The 17184-nt window shown below is 60.5% G+C and carries 16 protein-coding genes; 7 read left to right on the forward strand and 9 right to left on the reverse strand.

From position 1 onward, the window contains the following. Nucleotides 1–95: 95 nt before the first annotated feature. The gene (locus tag G5533_RS18925) at nt 96–1700 is read right to left on the reverse strand and encodes a peptide ABC transporter substrate-binding protein (protein ID WP_266135401.1); all 1605 of its coding nucleotides are present in this window, start codon (nt 1698–1700) and stop codon (nt 96–98) included. A 184-nt stretch (nt 1701–1884) separates the two neighbouring features. Between G5533_RS18925 and G5533_RS18930 the strand changes: the two genes are divergently transcribed. Both G5533_RS18930 and G5533_RS18935 read left to right on the forward strand, forming a co-directional pair. Further along, the gene (locus G5533_RS18930) at nt 1885–2592 is read left to right on the forward strand and encodes a ParB-like protein (RefSeq protein WP_421172380.1); all 708 of its coding nucleotides are present in this window, start codon (nt 1885–1887) and stop codon (nt 2590–2592) included. Between the two features lie 210 nt (nt 2593–2802). Further along, nucleotides 2803–3231 (forward strand): DUF2753 family protein, encoded by a 429-nt coding sequence (locus G5533_RS18935; protein WP_005335785.1) that lies wholly within the window; start codon nt 2803–2805, stop codon nt 3229–3231. An 18-nt stretch (nt 3232–3249) separates the two neighbouring features. Here G5533_RS18935 and G5533_RS18940 read toward each other — a convergent pair whose 3' ends face one another. Further along, nucleotides 3250–3999, reverse strand: a complete 750-nt coding sequence (locus G5533_RS18940; protein ID WP_216960808.1) for an enoyl-CoA hydratase-related protein — start codon at nt 3997–3999, stop codon at nt 3250–3252. Between the two features lie 90 nt (nt 4000–4089). Between G5533_RS18940 and G5533_RS18945 the strand changes: the two genes are divergently transcribed. The 3 genes from G5533_RS18945 to G5533_RS18955 all read left to right on the forward strand — a co-directional run bounded on the left by G5533_RS18945 (nt 4090) and on the right by G5533_RS18955 (nt 5979). Next, nucleotides 4090–4539, forward strand: a complete 450-nt coding sequence (locus G5533_RS18945) for a copper chaperone PCu(A)C (protein WP_216960811.1) — start codon at nt 4090–4092, stop codon at nt 4537–4539. A gap of 95 nt (nt 4540–4634) precedes the next feature. After that, complete coding sequence (locus G5533_RS18950; RefSeq protein WP_058059690.1) at nt 4635–5267, forward strand: TIGR04219 family outer membrane beta-barrel protein; 633 nt, start codon at nt 4635–4637, stop codon at nt 5265–5267. A gap of 31 nt (nt 5268–5298) precedes the next feature. Further along, on the forward strand, nt 5299–5979 hold the full coding sequence (locus G5533_RS18955) for an SDR family oxidoreductase (protein WP_216960813.1): 681 nt from the start codon (nt 5299–5301) through the stop codon (nt 5977–5979). A gap of 92 nt (nt 5980–6071) precedes the next feature. Here the strand turns inward: G5533_RS18955 and G5533_RS18960 are convergent, their stop codons facing one another. Next, entirely contained in the window at nt 6072–7796 is a 1725-nt protein-coding gene (locus tag G5533_RS18960) for a proline--tRNA ligase (RefSeq protein ID WP_216960816.1), read from the reverse strand. Nucleotides 7797–8072: 276 nt separating this feature from the next. On the opposite strand from G5533_RS18960, the gene rlmD reads away from it, so the two are divergent. Continuing rightward, entirely contained in the window at nt 8073–9425 is a 1353-nt protein-coding gene (rlmD, locus tag G5533_RS18965; protein ID WP_441255220.1) for a 23S rRNA (uracil(1939)-C(5))-methyltransferase RlmD, read from the forward strand. Nucleotides 9426–9504: 79 nt separating this feature from the next. On the opposite strand, the gene G5533_RS18970 is transcribed toward rlmD, so the two are convergent. Genes G5533_RS18970 through G5533_RS18980 form a run of 3 tightly spaced genes read right to left on the reverse strand, consistent with a single transcriptional unit; the run spans nt 9505 to nt 12984 of the window. Next, a complete protein-coding gene (locus tag G5533_RS18970) occupies nt 9505–10074 on the reverse strand; it encodes a PqiC family protein (RefSeq protein WP_213389298.1) in 570 nt (189 codons plus the stop codon). After that, nucleotides 10071–11720, reverse strand: coding sequence for an intermembrane transport protein PqiB (pqiB, locus tag G5533_RS18975; RefSeq protein ID WP_005335774.1), 1650 nt, complete (start codon nt 11718–11720; stop codon nt 10071–10073). Before pqiB ends, G5533_RS18970 begins: the two co-directional genes overlap by 4 nt. Beyond that, nucleotides 11713–12984, reverse strand: a complete 1272-nt coding sequence (locus G5533_RS18980) for a paraquat-inducible protein A (protein WP_106844099.1) — start codon at nt 12982–12984, stop codon at nt 11713–11715. Before G5533_RS18980 ends, pqiB begins: the two co-directional genes overlap by 8 nt. Before the next feature lie 176 nt (nt 12985–13160). Here G5533_RS18980 and hfq point away from each other — a divergent pair, with 176 nt between their 5' ends. Further along, nucleotides 13161–13520: an RNA chaperone Hfq gene (gene hfq / locus G5533_RS18985; RefSeq protein ID WP_005335772.1), complete on the forward strand. Its 360-nt coding sequence runs from the start codon at nt 13161–13163 to the stop codon at nt 13518–13520. Between the two features lie 133 nt (nt 13521–13653). On the opposite strand, the gene G5533_RS18990 is transcribed toward hfq, so the two are convergent. The 3 genes from G5533_RS18990 to G5533_RS19000 form a co-directional block, all read right to left on the reverse strand. Beyond that, complete coding sequence (locus tag G5533_RS18990) at nt 13654–14244, reverse strand: HAD family hydrolase (protein WP_064339401.1); 591 nt, start codon at nt 14242–14244, stop codon at nt 13654–13656. A gap of 65 nt (nt 14245–14309) precedes the next feature. Next, complete coding sequence (locus G5533_RS18995) at nt 14310–15413, reverse strand: EAL and HDOD domain-containing protein (protein WP_216952069.1); 1104 nt, start codon at nt 15411–15413, stop codon at nt 14310–14312. 4 nt (nt 15414–15417) lie between these two features. Then, entirely contained in the window at nt 15418–17058 is a 1641-nt protein-coding gene (locus G5533_RS19000; protein ID WP_227341411.1) for a GGDEF domain-containing protein, read from the reverse strand. Nucleotides 17059–17184 lie beyond the last annotated feature (126 nt).

Raw genomic sequence — 17184 nt, forward strand, 5'->3', positions numbered from 1 at the left:
ATTGAACAGAAGGGGCGGCATTTTAGGCTGGAAATCGGGGTGTTAACAGTATCAATAGCGAGGCCCTGCGGGGCCTCGCATCGTTGTGGCCGGTGTCAGTGTTTGATCAGGTACAGCTGGCGGCTGTAGGCCACATCCTCCGGGTTGTTGATGGGGTAGCCCTTGAGCCATGGCTTGATGAGGCGGGCATTGGTGTACTGGTAGATGGGGGCTATAGGGGCCTGATCCAGCAGGATCGCTTCCGCCTCGCCAAACAGCTTGCTGCGGCTGGCGGCATCCTGAGTGCTGGCCGCCTCTGCCAGCAGCTGGTCATAACGGGCATTGGCAAAGCCTGCCATATTGCCGCTGTGACGGGAGCCCCACAGGCCGAGGAACGCTGACGGGTCGTTGTAGTCAGCGACCCAGGAGGAGCGGATCACCTCGAACTGACCGCTCTGGCGGCTGTCGAGATAGGTTTTCCACTCCTGATTGGTCAGCTCGACCTCGGCGCCCAGCTTCTGTTTCCACATGCTGGCGATGGCCAGCGCCATCTTCTTGTGAATTTCCGCGGTGTTGTAGAGCAGGGTCAGCTTGAGTGGCTTGCCCGGGCCGTAACCGGCCTCCTTGAGCAGGGCCTTGGCCTTGCTGTCCAGCTCCGGCTGGCTGCTGGTGGAGAGCAGGTTGGCGGCTGGGGTGAAGCTGGCGGTTACATCCGGAGTGAAGTGATAAGCCGGTTTCTCGCCAGTGCCGAGCACCTTGTCTGCGATCAGGGCGCGGTCGATGGTGTAGGAGAGCGCTTTGCGCACCCGCACATCGTTCAGTGGCGCCTGTTTGGTATTGAAGGCGTAGTAGTAGGTGCCGAGCTGATCCGGGGTATAGACCTCATTCGGGATCTGCTGCTTCAGCTTGTCGTACTGCTCCTTGGGGAAGGATTCGGTGATATGCAGATCGCCAGCCAGGTAGCGGTTGGTGGCCGCGCTCTCCTGATTGATCGGCATGAAGATCACCTTGGTCAATACGGTATGTGCCCGATCCCAGTAATAAGGGTTGGGGGTCAGCTCCAGCTTCTCGTTGACCACCCGATGGTTCAGCGCAAAGGCACCGTTGCCCACCAGTTTACCGGGCTGAGTCCACTGGTTGCCGTACTGCTCGATGCTGGCCTGATGGAGCGGCGACAGGCTGGGGTGGCTCAGCAGGTTCAGGAAGTAGGGCACCGGCTGGGAGAGGGTCACCTGCAGGGTGTGATCATCGAGGGCCTTGACCCCCAGCTCGCTGGCAGGCAATTTGCTAGCTACTATCTCGTCCACCTTGTCGAAACGGGCCAGTTGGGCAAACCAGGCGAAGGTGGCCGCCTCTTTCGGATCGACCAGTTTGCGCCAGCCGTAGACGAAGTCGCCGGCCTTGACCGGATCGCCGTTGGACCAGCGCGCATCCGGGCGCAGATGGAAGGTAAAGAACTGGTTGCCCTTGTTCTCCCAGCTGGCCGCCACTCCGGCAACCGGTTTGCCATCCGGCCCCTGGGTCAGCAGCCCCTCGAACAGATCCCGTAGTACCTGCAACTCCGGCAGGCCGACCAGCTTGAGCGGGCTCAGGCTCGCAGGTTCATCCTTGAGGTGGCGGACGACAATCTGCTCGGCGGCGAGTTGTGTTCCGGCGGGAATATCGGCAGCCTGGACAGCAGCACAGCCCAGCAGGGCCAGCAAGGGGCTCCATCCTTTCATGGGTCGGATCCTTCAAATAGTGTGAAGCGGGGAGAAAACTCGGCGAGAAAATATCGCCGACAGATGGGAAATCATGATATCCCGTTTGCTGGTCTGACCGCCAGCATTCGACTCTCACTCCCAATCGGGGTAGAAGAGCGTTCCCGGCGTCTGTGCAGTTCAATGTGGTGAGGAGTGTCAAACGATGAAAGCATGGTTAGTGCTGGCCTGTGTGTTGAGCCAGGGTGCCTGGGCGTTGGCCCCGTGCCAGAGCGACACGGCGGTGGGCAACTGGTGCGAGATCGGCATCGATGCCTTGCACCCGACTCAGGGGGGCGTCGGCCAGATCCAGGTCGATGAGACCCAGGCCACATTGGCGGACATGAGCGCAAAGCAGCTCGACAAGTTGATGAAAAAGAAAGAGATCCCCGTGGTGATTGCGCCGGATGGCAGCTACTGGCTGGTGGACAGGCACCATCTCACCAAGGCGTTGTGGCAGCAGGGCGTCAAGGATGCCCGGGTCAAGGTGATTGGCCGTCTGCAGGACAAAGCCAACTTCTGGAGCCAGATGCAGAACAATCATTGGGCCTGGCTCAAGGATGAGAAGGGACAGCCGCTGACCCCGGAGCAGTTGCCGACCAGCATCGACAAGCTGCCTGATTACCCCTATCGCACCCTCGCCGGACTGCTGCAGAATGCGGGCTACTTTCGCAAGGACAAACGGGTCTATTTCGTCGAGTTTGCCTGGGCCAGCTGGCTCGGCAAGCAGATGCAGTGGATGCCGGTAGACAGCACCAATCTGGCGGCCCGGCTGCAACAGGCCAAACGGCTCGCCTGCGGCAGCGATGCCAGTGACTTGCCCGGTTATCCCGGCAAGCAGTGCAGTCTCAATCAGTCCAAAACCGCACAGTGAGCGGATAAGTGATGGCGGCATAATAAGGAATGCAGCAGAAGGGCGACCCCGGGGTCGCCCTTCTGCTGTCTGGTGGTGATCGAGCGTCACTCATGGCGGTCATGGCAAGGTTGCCAAGGGCGGGAGAGATCCTGCACTAACCCTCTGGTTGATATTTATTCTCAATTAGCCATGATAACACTCCCACCATGACGGACTCGGGAGAGCGAGATGACACCGCAAAGTTGGCAACGATACATGCTGGAGGCGGAGCGTGCCTGGCAGGCCGGTTCGCTGGGGGCGGCTATCTGCTTTTATCAGCAGGCGCTGGGGGATGTTTACGAGATGACCCAGGTCGAGTTGACGGAGTTGGCCACCATGCGGGTCGCCACCTGTCACCGGCTGGCCGATTTCTGGCGGGCGATGGATGAGCCGACTTACGAGCTGCGCTACCTGAAGCTCGCCTCCGAGCTGGTGACTGCACTGGTACCACAGTGCCCCAACCGGGAGTGCGAAGCGCTGATCAGCGAACTGGGTTGCTGTCGCGGCGCCCTGCTCGCCTTTCTCAAGCGTCACCCCAATCCCGAGATTGCCCGGCTGATCCAGCTACAGGACAAGGTACAGGGCTGCGAGCTGATCGGCCGCTTTCGCCTCAACTGACCGGGGTTGAGCGATAACTTAACTCCGTCGCTTGAGCTTCTGGGCAATGCGTTGCTGTGCCTCTTCCCCTTGCAGTGCCTGCGCGAAGGCGCGCGCCTCCAGATCGATGACAAAGTGCACCGCCTGTTTAAGCTCCTGCTTGAGCAGCGCCTTGCTCTTTTGCAGCGCCCTGGGCGGTTTGGCCGCCAGCTTCAGCCCCTGCTCGCGGGCAAAGGAAAGCAATCCATCGGCCGCCACCACCTTGTTGGCAAGCCCGAGCCGCAGCGACTCCTCGGCATCGATTGCCTCGGCCAGCAACAACAGCTCGGCTGCCTTGAGATGCCCCACCAGACGTGGCAGCAGCAGGCTGGAGGCAAACTCCGGCACCAGCCCCAGCTCGACGAAAGGAAGCTGCAAGCGGGCGTTATCCCCCAGATAGACCAGATCGCAGTGCAGCAGGATGGTGGTGCCAATCCCCACTGCCGGGCCCGCAACAGCGGCGATCACAGGTTTGGGGAAATCGGCCAGGGTGTGGAGGAACTGCAAGATGGGGTCATCGGGCTCCAGCGAGCTCTTGCCCATAAAGTCGGCCAGATCATTGCCCGCGGTAAAGCAGTCGTGCTGCCCCTGCAACAGCAGGACATGCACCTCCTCATCGACCGCCGCCTCTCGCAGCGCTGCCACCAGTTGCCGGTACAGTTCGGTATTGAGGGCGTTGCGCTTGTCGGGGCGATGGAGGGTCAGGGTGAGCAAGCCATCCTGCCGCTCGGCAATGAGAATGGGGGCCATGTCTAAATCCTTGTTATTGAAAGGTGCACAAAAGGTTTCTGCTGGGGTAACCTTGCTGCCGTTTAACAACATCATAAAAGGATTTCAACCATGTTTAAACGTGCGTTTTATTCTCTGCTGGTGCTCGGTATGACGGCTCCCGCGCTGGCCAAGGTCGAGGCCGTCGACGGCTATGTGCGCCTGCTGCCGCCGGGCACCCCCAACACTGCCGCCTTTATGGTGCTCAAGAATGACGCCGACCAGCCGGTCAAGCTGGTGGCAGCGGCTTCTGCTGCGGCCGGGCGTGCCGAGCTGCACACTCATCTGCACGAAAATGGTGTGATGAAGATGCGTCAGGTCGAGAATATCGAGATCCCGGCCAAGGGCGAGGCGGTGCTGAAACCGGGCAGCCTGCACATCATGCTGTTCGAGGTGGGTACGCTCTCCGAGCAGACTCCTTTCCCGCTCACCCTCACCATGGACGATGGTCAGAAGCTGGAGCTGTCACTGCCGGTGAAGCCGATTGAGCCGATGGCAGAGATGAAGCATATGAAGCACTGACATTTGTCGTCGTTTGTTCAGGATTGACGCTGGGTATTTTGGCTGCACCGAGTAAAATAGTGCTCTTTTCCATGTATGCAAGAGGAAGTGACGTAATGAAAAAGACGCTGATTGCCGGTTTTGTGCTGGCTCTGTGCAGCCAGAGTGCCATGGCCGCTGACGACTGGCGTTTTGCCGCCGGTGCCGACGTATGGGCAGCCAAGGGCAGTGGTCAGGCTTATGGCACCAGTGCCGATGGCAGCTATGACGACAGCTACAACTGGAACGGCTATCTGCAACTGGAGCACGGCATCATCCTCCTGCCGAACGCCAAGTTTGAAGTCTCCGATTTCAGCACCTCCGGCGGCAACTTCAAGAACGACCTGACCGCCTACGATCTGAGCCTCTACTACCGTCTGTTCAACAACGATCTGTTCAAGATCGATCTGGGTATGACCGGTCGTCACTACGATGGCGAGCAGGTCTATGTCGGTCGCAAGGGCTATAACGAAGATACCCTGATGGCTTATGCCGGCAGCGAAGTGAAGATCCCGGGCACCGGCATCGCCTTCTTCGGTGATCTGCGCACTCACGATGCGGACAACTATGACTACCGTCTGGGCGGTTCCTACAAGTTCTCCTCCATGCCGATCAAGCTGCGTGCCGGCTGGCGTGAAGCCAAGGTCGACTTCGACAACGTTGACCAGCGTATCGATGGCTGGTTCATGGGCGGCGAATTCACTTTCTAATCTGACCGTCAACTGACGAAGAGGAGCGATAATGGGCCACATCATAGTGACAGGTGCCGGTTCTGGTCTGGGTCGGGCGCTGACCATAGGTCTGGTTGAGCGGGGCCACCAGGTCTCCATGATGGGGCGCCGTTATCAGCGACTGCAGGAGCAGGAGCAACTGCTCGGCAGCGCGGTGATCGGCATCGCCGCCGATCTGGCGCACCATGAAGAGGTCGATGTCGCCTTCGCCGCTGCGGTGGAGTGGGGCGGGCTGCCCGACATGGTGATCCACTGCGCCGGGGTGGGTGAGTTTGGCCCGGTCGGTGTCTATACTGCCGAGCAGATCCGCCGGGTGGTGGAGAGCAACCTTATCTCCACCATTCTGGTGGCCCAGCAGACGGTGCGGCTTATCGGCGACAAGGGCGGAGTGCTGGCCAATGTGCTCTCCTCCGCCGCGCAGGTGGGCAAGGCCAACGAGAGCCTCTACTGCGCCTCCAAATGGGGGATGCGCGGCTTTCTCGAATCCTTGCGCGCCGAGCTGAAAGGCTCGCCACTGCGGCTGGTCAACCTCTACCCGAGCGGGATCCGCAGCGAATTCTGGGACAACTCGGATCACGTGGACCCGAGTGGCTTCATGACTCCGGAAGATGCGGCGGCCTATATGCTCGACGCACTGGAAGCCAGAAGCAGCTGCCACGTGACCGATCTCTTTATCGGTCGCAACGAGTAGGCTCCTTGCGGCAATCCTCTTTGCTTTAGAAGAGAAGACAAACAAAAAGCGCGCCATTGGGCGCGCTTTTTTATATCGGGAAGAGGGTGGGCTTAGCGGCCCAGCTTGGCCTTGATCATGGCGACGATATCGCTGATGGCCACTTCCTGCTTCTCGCCGGTGCGGCGGCACTTGTACTCGACCACGCCGTTATCCATGCCGCGATCGCCGATGACGATGGCGTGCGGGATGCCCAGCAGCTCCATGTCGGCGAACATCACGCCCGGGCGCTCTTTACGGTCGTCGAACAGCACGTCCACACCGGCCGCTTTCAGCTCGGCGTAGAACTGCTGTGCCTGCTCGGCTACGCGCTCGGATTTGTGCATGTTCATCGGCACGATGGCCACTTCGAACGGAGCGATGGCGTCCGGCCAGATGATGCCGTACTGGTCGTTGTTCTGCTCGATGGCGGCGGCCACCAGACGGGAAACCCCGATACCGTAGCAACCCATCTCCATGGTGACGGACTTGCCAGCTTCGTTCAGCACGCTTGCCTTCATTGCTTCGGAGTACTTGGTACCCAGCTGGAAGATGTGGCCCACTTCGATACCGCGCTTGAGCAGCAGCTTGCCCTGGCCGCACGGGCTCGGGTCGCCTTCCACCACGTTGCGCAGGTCGGCAACTTCGTAAGCGGTGATGTCGCGATCCCAGTTGGCACCGGTCAGGTGGAAGCCGGTTTCGTTGGCGCCGCAGACGAAGTCCGCCAGATGGGCAGCGCTGCGATCGACGATGATGCGACCGGCAAAGCCGACCGGGCCGATGGAGCCTGCGTCGCAACCGGCGGCAGCTTTGATCTGCTCGTCGTTGGCGAAGGTCAGCGGGTTAGCCACGCCAGCCAGTTTCTCTGCCTTGATTTCGTTCAGCTCGTGGTCGCCACGCAGTACCAGCGCAATAACGGCCTGCTTGCCGTGCTCATCTTCCTCTGCCAGTACCAGCAGGGTTTTGGCGATGGCGGTCGGTGCCACGTTCAGGAAGGCAGCCACTTCGTCGATGGTGTGAACATTCGGGGTGGCAACCTTGGTCAGGGCTGCGGTGGCGGCAGGGCGCTCACCAGCCGGTGCCAGTGCTTCGGCCATCTCGATGTTGGCGGCGTAATCGGAGCTGTCGGAGAAGGCGATCAAGTCTTCACCGCTCTCGGCCAGCACCTGGAATTCGTGGGAACCGGTACCACCGATGGAGCCGGTATCGGCCTGCACCGGACGGAAGTTCAGACCCATGCGGGTGAACGCCTTGCAGTAGGCGGCGTGCATCTTCTCGTAGGTATCGACCAGAGACTCTTTGTCGATGTGGAAGGAGTAGGCATCCTTCATCAGGAATTCGCGGCCACGCATCACGCCGAAACGGGGGCGCACTTCGTCGCGGAACTTGGTCTGGATCTGGTAGAGGTTGAGTGGTAGCTGCTTGTAGCTGTTCACTTCGTAACGTACCAGCGCAGTGATCACCTCTTCGTGGGTCGGGCCCAGCACGAAGGGACGGTTGTGACGGTCGGTCAGACGGCACAGCTCGGGACCGTAGTCATCCCAGCGGCCTGACTCCTGCCACAGCTCGGCGGGTTGTACCACCGGCATGGAGACTTCGACGGCACCAGCATTGTTCATCTCTTCGCGAACAATGTTCTCGATTTTCTTCAGTACCCGCAGACCGGTTGGCAACCAGGCATACATGCCGGAGGCCAGTTTACGGATCATCCCGGCGCGCAGCATCAGCTGGTGGCTGACAACTTCAGCGTCGGAGGGGGTTTCCTTGAGAGTGGAAAGCAGATATTGGCTGGTACGCATCGCGGTAGACCTTAGCTAGAACGGGCGCGGGGCCCAGGATAATTTCAAGGGCGGAATTTTAACAGGCTGGGCGTTATGGCCCAAGGGCTAAATTTGCCGCAACCCGAAAGGTGGCCACGCCCGGCAGATGACCAGGGGCAATGACCATTGCAACAAGCAGGCTTTTTATGCCTGCAATTTGGCCGGATCTCCGCTAAACTCTGCCACCTTTTCTCGATGGGCATGGCTCTGCCGCGTTCATCCCCCCCCCCATTTTTAGTACTTTTGGAGCCGCTCATGCCGTTAGTGGGACATCAACACCAGATCGAGATCCTGGAACTGACCGACAAAGGAGATGGCAAAGGACGCCTGTTCGATCGCCCCCTGTTTGTCGAAGGTCTGCTGCCCGGTGAGCAGGCGCTGGTGGAGCTGACCGAGGTCAAGCCGAACTATCTGCACGGCAAGGTTGCCGAGCTGCTCCAGCCCTCTGCAGATCGGGTTGCCGATTTCTGCCCCAACACCGAGTGTGGTGGCTGTCAGGTACGTCCGCTGGCCTATCCGGCCCAGCTCAAGCTCAAGCAGGCACTGGTGCAAAGCGCACTGGAGCAGGTCGGGCTGGGTGACACGCCGGTCAAGGATATCCTTGGCATGGAGAGCCCGTTCGCCTATCGCAACAAGGCGCAATATGCGGTGCGTGGCTGTGACGCCGGTGCCGAGATCGGTTTTTATCGCAAGCACTCCCACGATCTCATCACCGCCGATGACTGTGCGGTGCAGGATCCGCTGCACGTGGAGCTGAACGCCCGGGTACGCAACTGGATGCGCGCGCATGACATCGCTGCCTATGACGAAGTGAACCACAGCGGCTGCGTGCGCAACCTGATGACCCGCAAGGGCTTCAAGAGCGGCGAGCTGATGGTGGTGCTGGTCACTTTGGGTGAGGAGCTACCGTTCGAAGCCGAACTGTTGGCAGCCCTGAGCGATCTGCCGGTCACAACCTTGGTGCAGAACATCAACGATGAGCGCACCAACCGCATTCTGGGCGCCACCAACCGGGTGCTGCTCGGCGAAGGGGTGATCCGCGACAAGATCCATGAGCTCGAGTTCGAGATCTCGCCGCTCTCCTTCTTCCAGAACAACCCGACCCAGACCGATGTGCTCTACTCCAGCGCCCTCGAGTATGCCGAGCTGACCGGCAACGAGACGGTGTTCGACATCTATTGCGGTATCGGTACCATCTCCCTGTTCCTGGCTGGCAAGGCCGCCAAGGTCGTCGGGATCGAGTCGGTGGAGAGCGCCATCAGCGATGCCCGCCGCAACGCTGCCCTCAACGGCATCGAGCACACCGAATTCCACGTTGGCAAGGCGGAGCAGCTGATGCCCGAGCTGCACGCCCAGGGCGTGACCGCTGATGTGGTGGTGATGGATCCGCCCCGCAAAGGCTGTGACAAAGCGGTGCTGCAGACCCTGGTCGCCATGGCGCCCCGTCGTCTGGTCTATGTCTCCTGCAACCCGCAGACCCTGGCCCGCGACCTTGCCTGGCTGGTCAAGCAGGACTTCGTGCTGGACGAAGTGCAACCGGTCGATATGTTCCCGCACTCCATGCATGTGGAAGCGGTTGCCCGCCTGAGCCTGCCTGCCAAGGCATAAGTCGCCCCCGACTCTTGCCCATAAAAAAACGACGCCAGCTGGCGTCGTTTTTTTATCTCTGCAATCGGCGGATGGGCGATTAGCTGGCGCTCTGGCGCACCTCGGCGGCGATCTGGTCGAGCAGCAGTTGCCAGCCCTGACCCAGTTCGTTCACCAGTGCGTTGTAGCCATCGGCTGGCAGTACCCGCTCCTGACGGAAGGGGGCATCGCGCAGCACGGTGCCATCTTCCGCCAGCAGGCGCCAGCGGCCGCTCAGCACGGCGCTGCCGTCATGACGGCCCTGAAAGCGCTCCACCAGAATGGTCAGCACAGGCCCCTTGCGGGCGCCATCCTGCCGTACCACCCAGCCCGGCAGGCGGGTGGAGAGGCCATTGAGGGTGAGCTGGTTGAGCTGATCGTCCAGCGCACCGGCCCAGCGATGGTACTCGGTGAAGTGGAGCTCTTGCCCTTCCAGCTGATAGACCAGACTGATCCGGTCGAGCTGGCTGGCCAGCGCCACCGGGCGCAGCACCAGTTGGTGCTGCGGTTGGGCCGGGGCCGTTACGGGTTGCTGGTTGTCGGCATCGAGCGAGTAGTAGTGCAGGCTTGGCTGGCTGCTGCAACCCGCCAGCAGGCCCAGCAGGGCCAGCGTCAGGATCTCTTTTTTCATTGTTTGCCTCGCTTGGGCTCAGGGTCCGATGGATGCGCGCGATCGAAGATCAGCGAGCTGGGCTGCTCGTTGAGGGAGTGCACCAGCGGCTGCAGTTCGCGCATCAACTGATTGAGGGTCTGCACCGACTGGCGCAGGTCCTGATTGGTCTGCGACTGGGCATCATAGGCCTGCAAGGTCTCCTGCAACTGCTTGAGGCTCTCGTTGAGCGAGGCCGGCAGCTGCTGGGTGGAATCCTTGGCAGTGAGCTTGTTCAGGTTGGCGCTGACTGCACTGATGTTCTTCAGGGTGCCATCCAGGGTGGTGAGTGACCCGTTGACCTTGGTCAGGGTGGTCGCCATGTCCATGTCGACAAACTTGTCGAGGATGAGGTTCACCTTGCGCTCGATCTGATCCAGCCCGCCCTGCACGGTGGGGAAGACCTGATAACCGGCCAGCTTGGCCTGTTCGAAACGTGGCGCGTCCGGATAGAAGTTGAGGTCGATGATCTTGCCGCCGGTCAGCAGGCTCGAGGTCTTGAGGCTGGCACGCAACCCCTCCTTGAACTGTTTGCCGAACAGGGCACGCCACTGATCCTTCTCCGCCTTGGCATAGCGGTGGGAGAGGCGCTGCACCTCGATGCGGGCCAGCACCGGGATCTGGCGGCTCTTGAAGATCTGCACGCCCTTGTCCTCGATGAGGTAGGGGGCGGAGATGACGGTACCGACCCGAATGCCGCGATACTGCACTGCCGCGCCCGGGTGCAGGCCACCCACGTTGTCATCGAACAGGAAGACGTAGTCGATGAACTGATCCAGACTACCGGCCAGCACGCTCGCCTCATCCTGGAACAGGGTGAACCCTTCCATCTGTTTGACCGGTTCGCCAGGCGCCCAGCCGGGTGGCAGACCCATGGTGATGCCGCCATCGATCAGGCTCTCCAGCGAATCCATCTTCACCTTCATCCCCTCGCTGCTCATGGAGACCTCGAAGCCCGGGGTCATCCAGAAGCGGGAGTTGCTGCTCACCAGAATGTCATAAGGAGCGTGGATGAAGATTTGATACTGCATCTCGCTCTTTTCCGGCAGGAACTTCGCCTCTTCCACCTGACCTATGGTGAAGCCCTGATAGTTGATGGGTGAGCCTTCCCCCAGCGCGCGGGTGTCGCGACTGCTGAGGGTGAGGCGCAGCCCCTTGGCATCGAGGGAGGCGAGCGGCGGTTTGTCGAGCATGGCGTATTCGTCCCGCGCCCGACCTTTCTTGCCGGGGGCGAGCTCGATATAGGCGCCGGAGAGCAGGGTGCTTAGACCCGATACCCCTTCACGGCCCACTCTGGGCTTGACCACCCAGAACTGGCTGTCACCGCGCAGCATGCCGGAGGCGGCATTGGTCAGCCGTCCTTTCAGCACCGCATGGCTGTAGTCATCGCTCAGCTCGACGGCCTCGATGCGGCCGACATCCACTTCGCGGGAGCGGATCACCGTCTTGCCGGCGACTATGCCCTCGGCAGTGGCGACTGTCAGGGTGAAACTGGGGCCCTGGGAGTACCAGTGCTGGAACAGCATCCAGAGACCGATGAACAGCGCCAGCAGGGGCACCATCCAGATTGCGGCGGCAGAGCTCAGAAAGTCAGAGCCCGGTTTCCACCTTTTTTTACGCTCACTCACGTTCGCGTTCTCCTTGTTGTAAATCCCAGATCAGGCGGGAGTCGAAACTCATGGCGGCGACCATGGTGATCAGCACCACACCAGCAAATGCGACGGCCGCAGGGCCGGGGTAGATAGTCATCAGATTGTCGAGCCGGATCAGGCCCGCCAGAATGGCCACCACGAAGACGTCGATCATCGACCAGCGTCCGACAAATTCGGTCATGCGATAGAGTTTGAGCTTGCCGAGGGGGGAGGTGACATTGCCGCGCTGCACCATATAGCAAAGCCAGAATAGCGCCAGTATTTTCACCAGCGGCACCACCACGCTGGCGAAAAAGATCACCGCAGCTATGGGGTAGGAGCCCATGGCCCAGAGCAGCACCACACCGCCGAGGATGGTGGAGGGGCTGTCATCACCGAGAAACACTGTATCCATGATGGGATAGACGTTGGCCGGAATGTAGAGAATGGCGGAGGTAAACAGCAGCGCCCAGGTGCGGTTCAGGCCGCCCGGCTTGCGCGCATGCAGCTTGCCCCCGCAGCGGGAGCAGCTGTGGCTACCCACCTCGCTCAGGGCGCCACAGATATGGCAGCCCACCAGACCTGATTCCAGCGCGCCCGCTTCCGGGTCGATCTCCCGCGCCTCGGTCGGGCCGAACAGCCGCTGCCACAGCCACATCTGATCCAGCGAGGAGATCATCTTGATGAGCAGCACCGTGTAGCCGACGAAAGCCCAGAATGACAGCCCCATCTTGATGTCGGCCATCCCCATCAGCTTGACCAGCGAGATGAGCACCCCCACCAGAAAGACATCCACCATCAGCCAGGGTTTGATCCGGCAGAGCAGACGGCCGAGGGAGCGCAGGGCATTGCTGTGCAGATCTTTATCGATCCGCCACAGCACCAGCATGATGGAGCCCATATAAACCAGTGGCAGGCCGATCAGGGTCAGGCTCAGTACCGCGCCGAGAAACAGATAGCCCTCATCCACCAGGGTGGTGATGCTCTGCAAAAAGGTCATCTCCTGGCCCACCCCTTTGGCCGAGAAGGACATAAAGGTAAAGGCATTGGCGAGCACGAACATGATAAGTGCCGCGAACCCGTAGGAGATCGGCCGCAACTCCTGCTGTGGCAGGTGGCGACTCAGGGTGTGTCCGCAACGGGGGCAGCAGCTGGCCTGTCCCACCTCGAGCGGTGTGGCCGGTATCAGCAGGTCACACTCTTCGCAGGCAGTGGCATCATGGACATAGGTGGTGTGGTGTTGGTGTGAAACCGGATGCAAGATAAAACCCCAGATAAGGCCCATGGTGGAGCCAGAGCTGGCGATTATCGCAGTTGTGCTGGTCAGCGACCAGCCCCCGGAGGCCGCTATTGCTGGCGGGAGTGAGAATGACTTTGACAAGCCAGTGCCCATTTAGCACAATCAAACGCCACTTTTTTTCCGCGGGACAATAATTTATGACAACTGAATCCCCAAGCTACTCCACGATTGAGCAAGCCTTCTCCCTCGGGAACGGGCAAGATTCTGCCCTCAACTGGTTGCGCAAGAACCGCAGTCAGGTCGCTATTTTTCTGGTGAGCGGCATCAAGCTGGAAGGCACCATCAGCGGGTTCGACCAGTACAGCGTGCTGCTGACCGATGCTCATGGTAACCAGCAGCTGGTCTACAAGGCCAAGATCTCCACCATCGCCATGCACACCGGCCGTCCGCAGGTGAACATCCAGCGTGCTCGCAAGCCGCGTGTCTCCATGGCGCCGCGCCCCCACGGTGCGCCGGGTCGTTATGACGACAATCAGGGCGGCGGCAACAACGAGTAATCGTCTGCCCCGCACGCCCCGTTGACGCGCCCTGCGTCAGCGGCTGACGGAACCTGCTCTCATTTTTCATTCATGTCCCGTATGAGAGCCGGTTCCGGTTATCGCCCCTTGCAGGGCGATATTTTTTTCCGCACTACGCGGTTATGCCAACCGGTTGACCCTCTTTGACCATGCAGGTCTGCATACCCGCCGCCTCTCCGGCCTGTACCCCGATACCGGTATCTTCAAACACCAGACAGCCTGATGGCTCGACCCCCAGCTTGCTGGCGACCAGCAGGAAGGTGTCCGGATTGGGCTTGTGCAGCTCCACATCGTCTGCGGTGACCACCACGGAGAAATAGCGATCCAGCCCGGTGTTGCGCAGCACCGCTTCGGCGTTGACGCGGGGCGAGCCGGTGCCAATCCCCATCGGGATGACGCCATGATAGCGCTCGACCAGCGCCTGCATGGCCGGAAAGACGGTCGCCTTGTGCAGGTTGGCCACATAGTGGGCGGTCTTGCAGCGGGTGACTTCGAGCGGATCGAGAGGGATCTGCTGCTCCTGTGCGACCAGCAGGGCTATCTTGCGGCTCGGCATGCCACCCAGTTCATAGAACCAGTCGGCATCGAAGCGAAAGCCAAACTCACGGGCGGTATGTTCCCAGGCGGCGAGGTGCAGCGGCATGGAGTCGACCAGGGTGCCATCAAGGTCAAAGACCAGGCCTTGGAATCCGGAAAGCGTCATGGTGCGGGTCAGTCTCTGAAAAAAGGGAGCCCATTCTAGCCAGTGGCTCCCCGCCTCGCCATCACCTAGCAGGTGAGAAACGCTTGCCCCCACATTTGCGCCTGAAAATAGACGGGGGTGAGTCTGGTCGGGTCGAGCTGGTATTTCGGTGCCAGCTGCTCCAGCAGGGCCCAGTTGCCCTGTTCGTAGGTCCTGACCAGCTGGAACAGGTGGAACAGCGGCCCTTCGTGCCGCTCGATGGCTCGTTTTACGTTGTTGGGCAGGTGGGCCTTCAGCGACTCCGATAGCAGGGAACCATCGAGTACCAGCCCTACCAGAAAAGCCCAGCTTGCTTCGCGTTTGTCTAGGGCGGTGAGGGCGATAAGTTCACAGAAGCGACCGCGAGCGATGGCCATCCGGGTAGAGGCCTCCGGCATATGCTGGCTTACCCGGGCCAGGCCGTTGATCAGCACAAACTTGCGGATCTCCTGCTCTCCCAGATAGGAGAGGGCGCGGGAAACCGAGGTGATGGGGGCGGCATGATCGAAGCCGGGGGCGTTGACATAGGTGAGTAGCTGGCCCGGGAGCAAGGCATCCTGCTCCAGCAGGCGGGCCACCTGGGCAAAGGAGAACTCCTCGTGGCAGATGAGCTGGAGGATCTGCTGCACAAGTGCCATGTCGGGCTGGGTGGCACGCTGATTGACCAGCTCGGGGCGGGCGAGAAAACCACCGGCAAAGAAGTCGACTCCGGCCTCTCGCAGCGGGAGAAAGTCTTCCCAGGTTTCGATATCGAGGGCCATCCGCTTGTGTTCGGTGGGCTGGCAGATCCCCTCTTCGCCCATCCAGAATACCAGCAGACGGCTGGCACCGAGCCAGCGTGGCTCACGGCTGACCCCGTGTACGGCAAGCCGGCGTCGACTGTCTCGCCACTGTTCCAGCACCGGAAAGGAAGCTGGTAGCCGTTCGCTGGAGGCTTCGACCAGCGGGATCGCATCCTGATCAAACAGCAGGGGGCGCTGTTCATCGAGCTGTTCGTGGGTGAAGGGCACCAGATATTGGCGCCCTTGTGCCAGCAGGCGGCAATGTTGTGCCAGCGAGGGCCACTCGTCCGGTGAGCCGAGCAGATAATCGATGCCGTAGGCCACCAGGGCCAGGCGGCGATTGAAGATGGGATAACGACGCAACAGCATGGGATCACCGATAGGCCAGAGTGCGCGCCCGTCCTTGAGACTTGGCGTGGTAGAGCGCCTGATCGGCCTGTTCGGTCAGACTCTGCCATGCCTCGTTCAGGGAGGGAACCAGATAGCTAAAGCCTATGCTAACCGTAATGAAATCAGCAACCCGCGAGGCGGGATGGGGCAGTTTTAATCGGGTTAGGCCATCATGGATCCTCTCGGCCAGTTGTTCGGCCTCACCGGGTTGGGGGGCGCAGAGCAGGATGACGAACTCTTCTCCGCCATAACGAGCCACCAGATTGGTAGAGCGTCGCTCGGCCTCCCGCAGTACTCGGGCTACCTGCTGCAGGCACTCATCCCCCTTGGTATGACCGAAGTGATCGTTATAGGCCTTGAAGTCGTCGACATCGATCATCAATACCGCCAGCGGATTTTGGGTGCGCCGTGCCCACTCCCATTCCCGTTGCATGGTGATGTCCCACTGGCGCCGATTGGCGATACCAGTCAGAGGGTCTTCCAGCGAGAGCAGGGAGAGGCGGTGATTGGCCTCCTCCAGTGCCCGATTGGTTTCGGCCAGTTGTATCGTGCGTTCGGCAACCCGCTCCTCCAGCTGGCGGTTGAGGGTTTCCAACTGCTCCTGGGTGCGCTGGCGGATCAGTAACTGTGACAGGATGGCGGCGTACTGTTTGAAAATCTCGCTCTGATAAGCCTTGAGTGGTCGGTGACAGAGCAGGTTGTCGGCGGCGATCCAGCCGATGGGAGTGGTGCCATCCCACAGCGAGACCATGGCGTTCCAGCCACGACCTACCTGCTGTTTCTCGTAGTAGAGGGGGGTATCTTCCAGCACCAGTACGTAGTCCTTACGCCTGAGTGCCTCCTGCACCGTGGGGTGCTCCGGAATGGGGCTGACAAAGTCATGTTCGTCTACCAGCTCTCCCTCTTCGCTGGTGCCCCAGGTGCCGCGCATGGTCTTGCCATCGGGTTCGATCAGGAAGATGGCGACCCGATCGAACTGCAGTTCCTTGCGGGCCAGAAGCACGGCGTCCCGCAGCAGATCGTTCTCGCTGCGGCTGCGGGAGAGGGTGACGCTGACCATGTGCAGCGCCTGCAACATGGTGAGAAAAGAGCCCTGCAGCGCCTGACTCTGCACCAGATCGGTCTGGGTATGGAGCCGCTGATCCCGCTCCTGATTGACCTGGCTGGATAGCAGGTGGTTGCTCAATTCGGCGGTCAGATAGTGGATCAGCAGCTGGATCCCCTGACGCTGGCGTGCAGAGAGGCGGTCGATACGGCGGTGGGTCTCCAGATAGATGACCCCTTCTAGGCTCATATGGCGTTTGAGGGGGAAGCAGGCGCGTAGTCGTTGCTGGGCTGGTTCGACATTCTCACCAGAGTCCGGCGGCTGGTAGATCTGCTCGATCACCAGTTGCCCCTTGTCCATCGCCTTGTCGAGCAGATGGTGGGGCAGGGTCAGTTGACCGAGATGGGCGAGATCAAGCGTAGTCAGCCCCTTATCGAGCTGAAAGCTGTAGAGCTGCGGTTCGGGGGCTTTCAGCCAGAGGTAGAGGCGTTCGGCATCGGTTTTTTCACGGATGGTGGCGAGGCTCACTTCGCATAACTGAGCGAAGTTGGTGAAGTGTTCCGGGTCCCATTCCTGCATACCAGCATCCCTTGGATTGTACCCAAGCGAGTATAAACATATTTCTCTTTGATTAATATGTCAGAAAGGAGAGGTGTCGCACATATTGGTTGCATTCCACGTTATGCGTGGAAACATTCACTGCTT

It is taken from the genome of Aeromonas sp. A600620, assembly GCF_029479985.1.
Lineage (GTDB): Bacteria > Pseudomonadota > Gammaproteobacteria > Enterobacterales > Aeromonadaceae > Aeromonas > Aeromonas veronii_A.

Excerpts from the sequence above, each read along its gene's own strand:
- G5533_RS18955 (WP_216960813.1), top strand. The coding sequence starts at position 5,299 with ATGGGCCACATCATAGTGACAGGTGCCGGTTCTGGTCTGGGTCGGGCG.
- G5533_RS18995 (WP_216952069.1), bottom strand. The coding sequence starts at position 15,413 with ATGCTGTTGCGTCGTTATCCCATCTTCAATCGCCGCCTGGCCCTGGTG.
- G5533_RS18950 (WP_058059690.1), top strand. The coding sequence starts at position 4,635 with ATGAAAAAGACGCTGATTGCCGGTTTTGTGCTGGCTCTGTGCAGCCAG.
- G5533_RS18960 (WP_216960816.1), bottom strand. The coding sequence starts at position 7,796 with ATGCGTACCAGCCAATATCTGCTTTCCACTCTCAAGGAAACCCCCTCC.
- G5533_RS18935 (WP_005335785.1), top strand. The coding sequence starts at position 2,803 with ATGACACCGCAAAGTTGGCAACGATACATGCTGGAGGCGGAGCGTGCC.
- hfq (WP_005335772.1), top strand. The coding sequence starts at position 13,161 with ATGACAACTGAATCCCCAAGCTACTCCACGATTGAGCAAGCCTTCTCC.
- G5533_RS18970 (WP_213389298.1), bottom strand. The coding sequence starts at position 10,074 with ATGAAAAAAGAGATCCTGACGCTGGCCCTGCTGGGCCTGCTGGCGGGT.
- G5533_RS18930 (WP_421172380.1), top strand. The coding sequence starts at position 1,885 with ATGAAAGCATGGTTAGTGCTGGCCTGTGTGTTGAGCCAGGGTGCCTGG.
- G5533_RS18945 (WP_216960811.1), top strand. The coding sequence starts at position 4,090 with ATGTTTAAACGTGCGTTTTATTCTCTGCTGGTGCTCGGTATGACGGCT.
- G5533_RS18925 (WP_266135401.1), bottom strand. The coding sequence starts at position 1,700 with ATGAAAGGATGGAGCCCCTTGCTGGCCCTGCTGGGCTGTGCTGCTGTC.
- G5533_RS19000 (WP_227341411.1), bottom strand. The coding sequence starts at position 17,058 with ATGCAGGAATGGGACCCGGAACACTTCACCAACTTCGCTCAGTTATGC.
- G5533_RS18940 (WP_216960808.1), bottom strand. The coding sequence starts at position 3,999 with ATGGCCCCCATTCTCATTGCCGAGCGGCAGGATGGCTTGCTCACCCTG.
- G5533_RS18990 (WP_064339401.1), bottom strand. The coding sequence starts at position 14,244 with ATGACGCTTTCCGGATTCCAAGGCCTGGTCTTTGACCTTGATGGCACC.
- rlmD (WP_441255220.1), top strand. The coding sequence starts at position 8,073 with ATGCCGTTAGTGGGACATCAACACCAGATCGAGATCCTGGAACTGACC.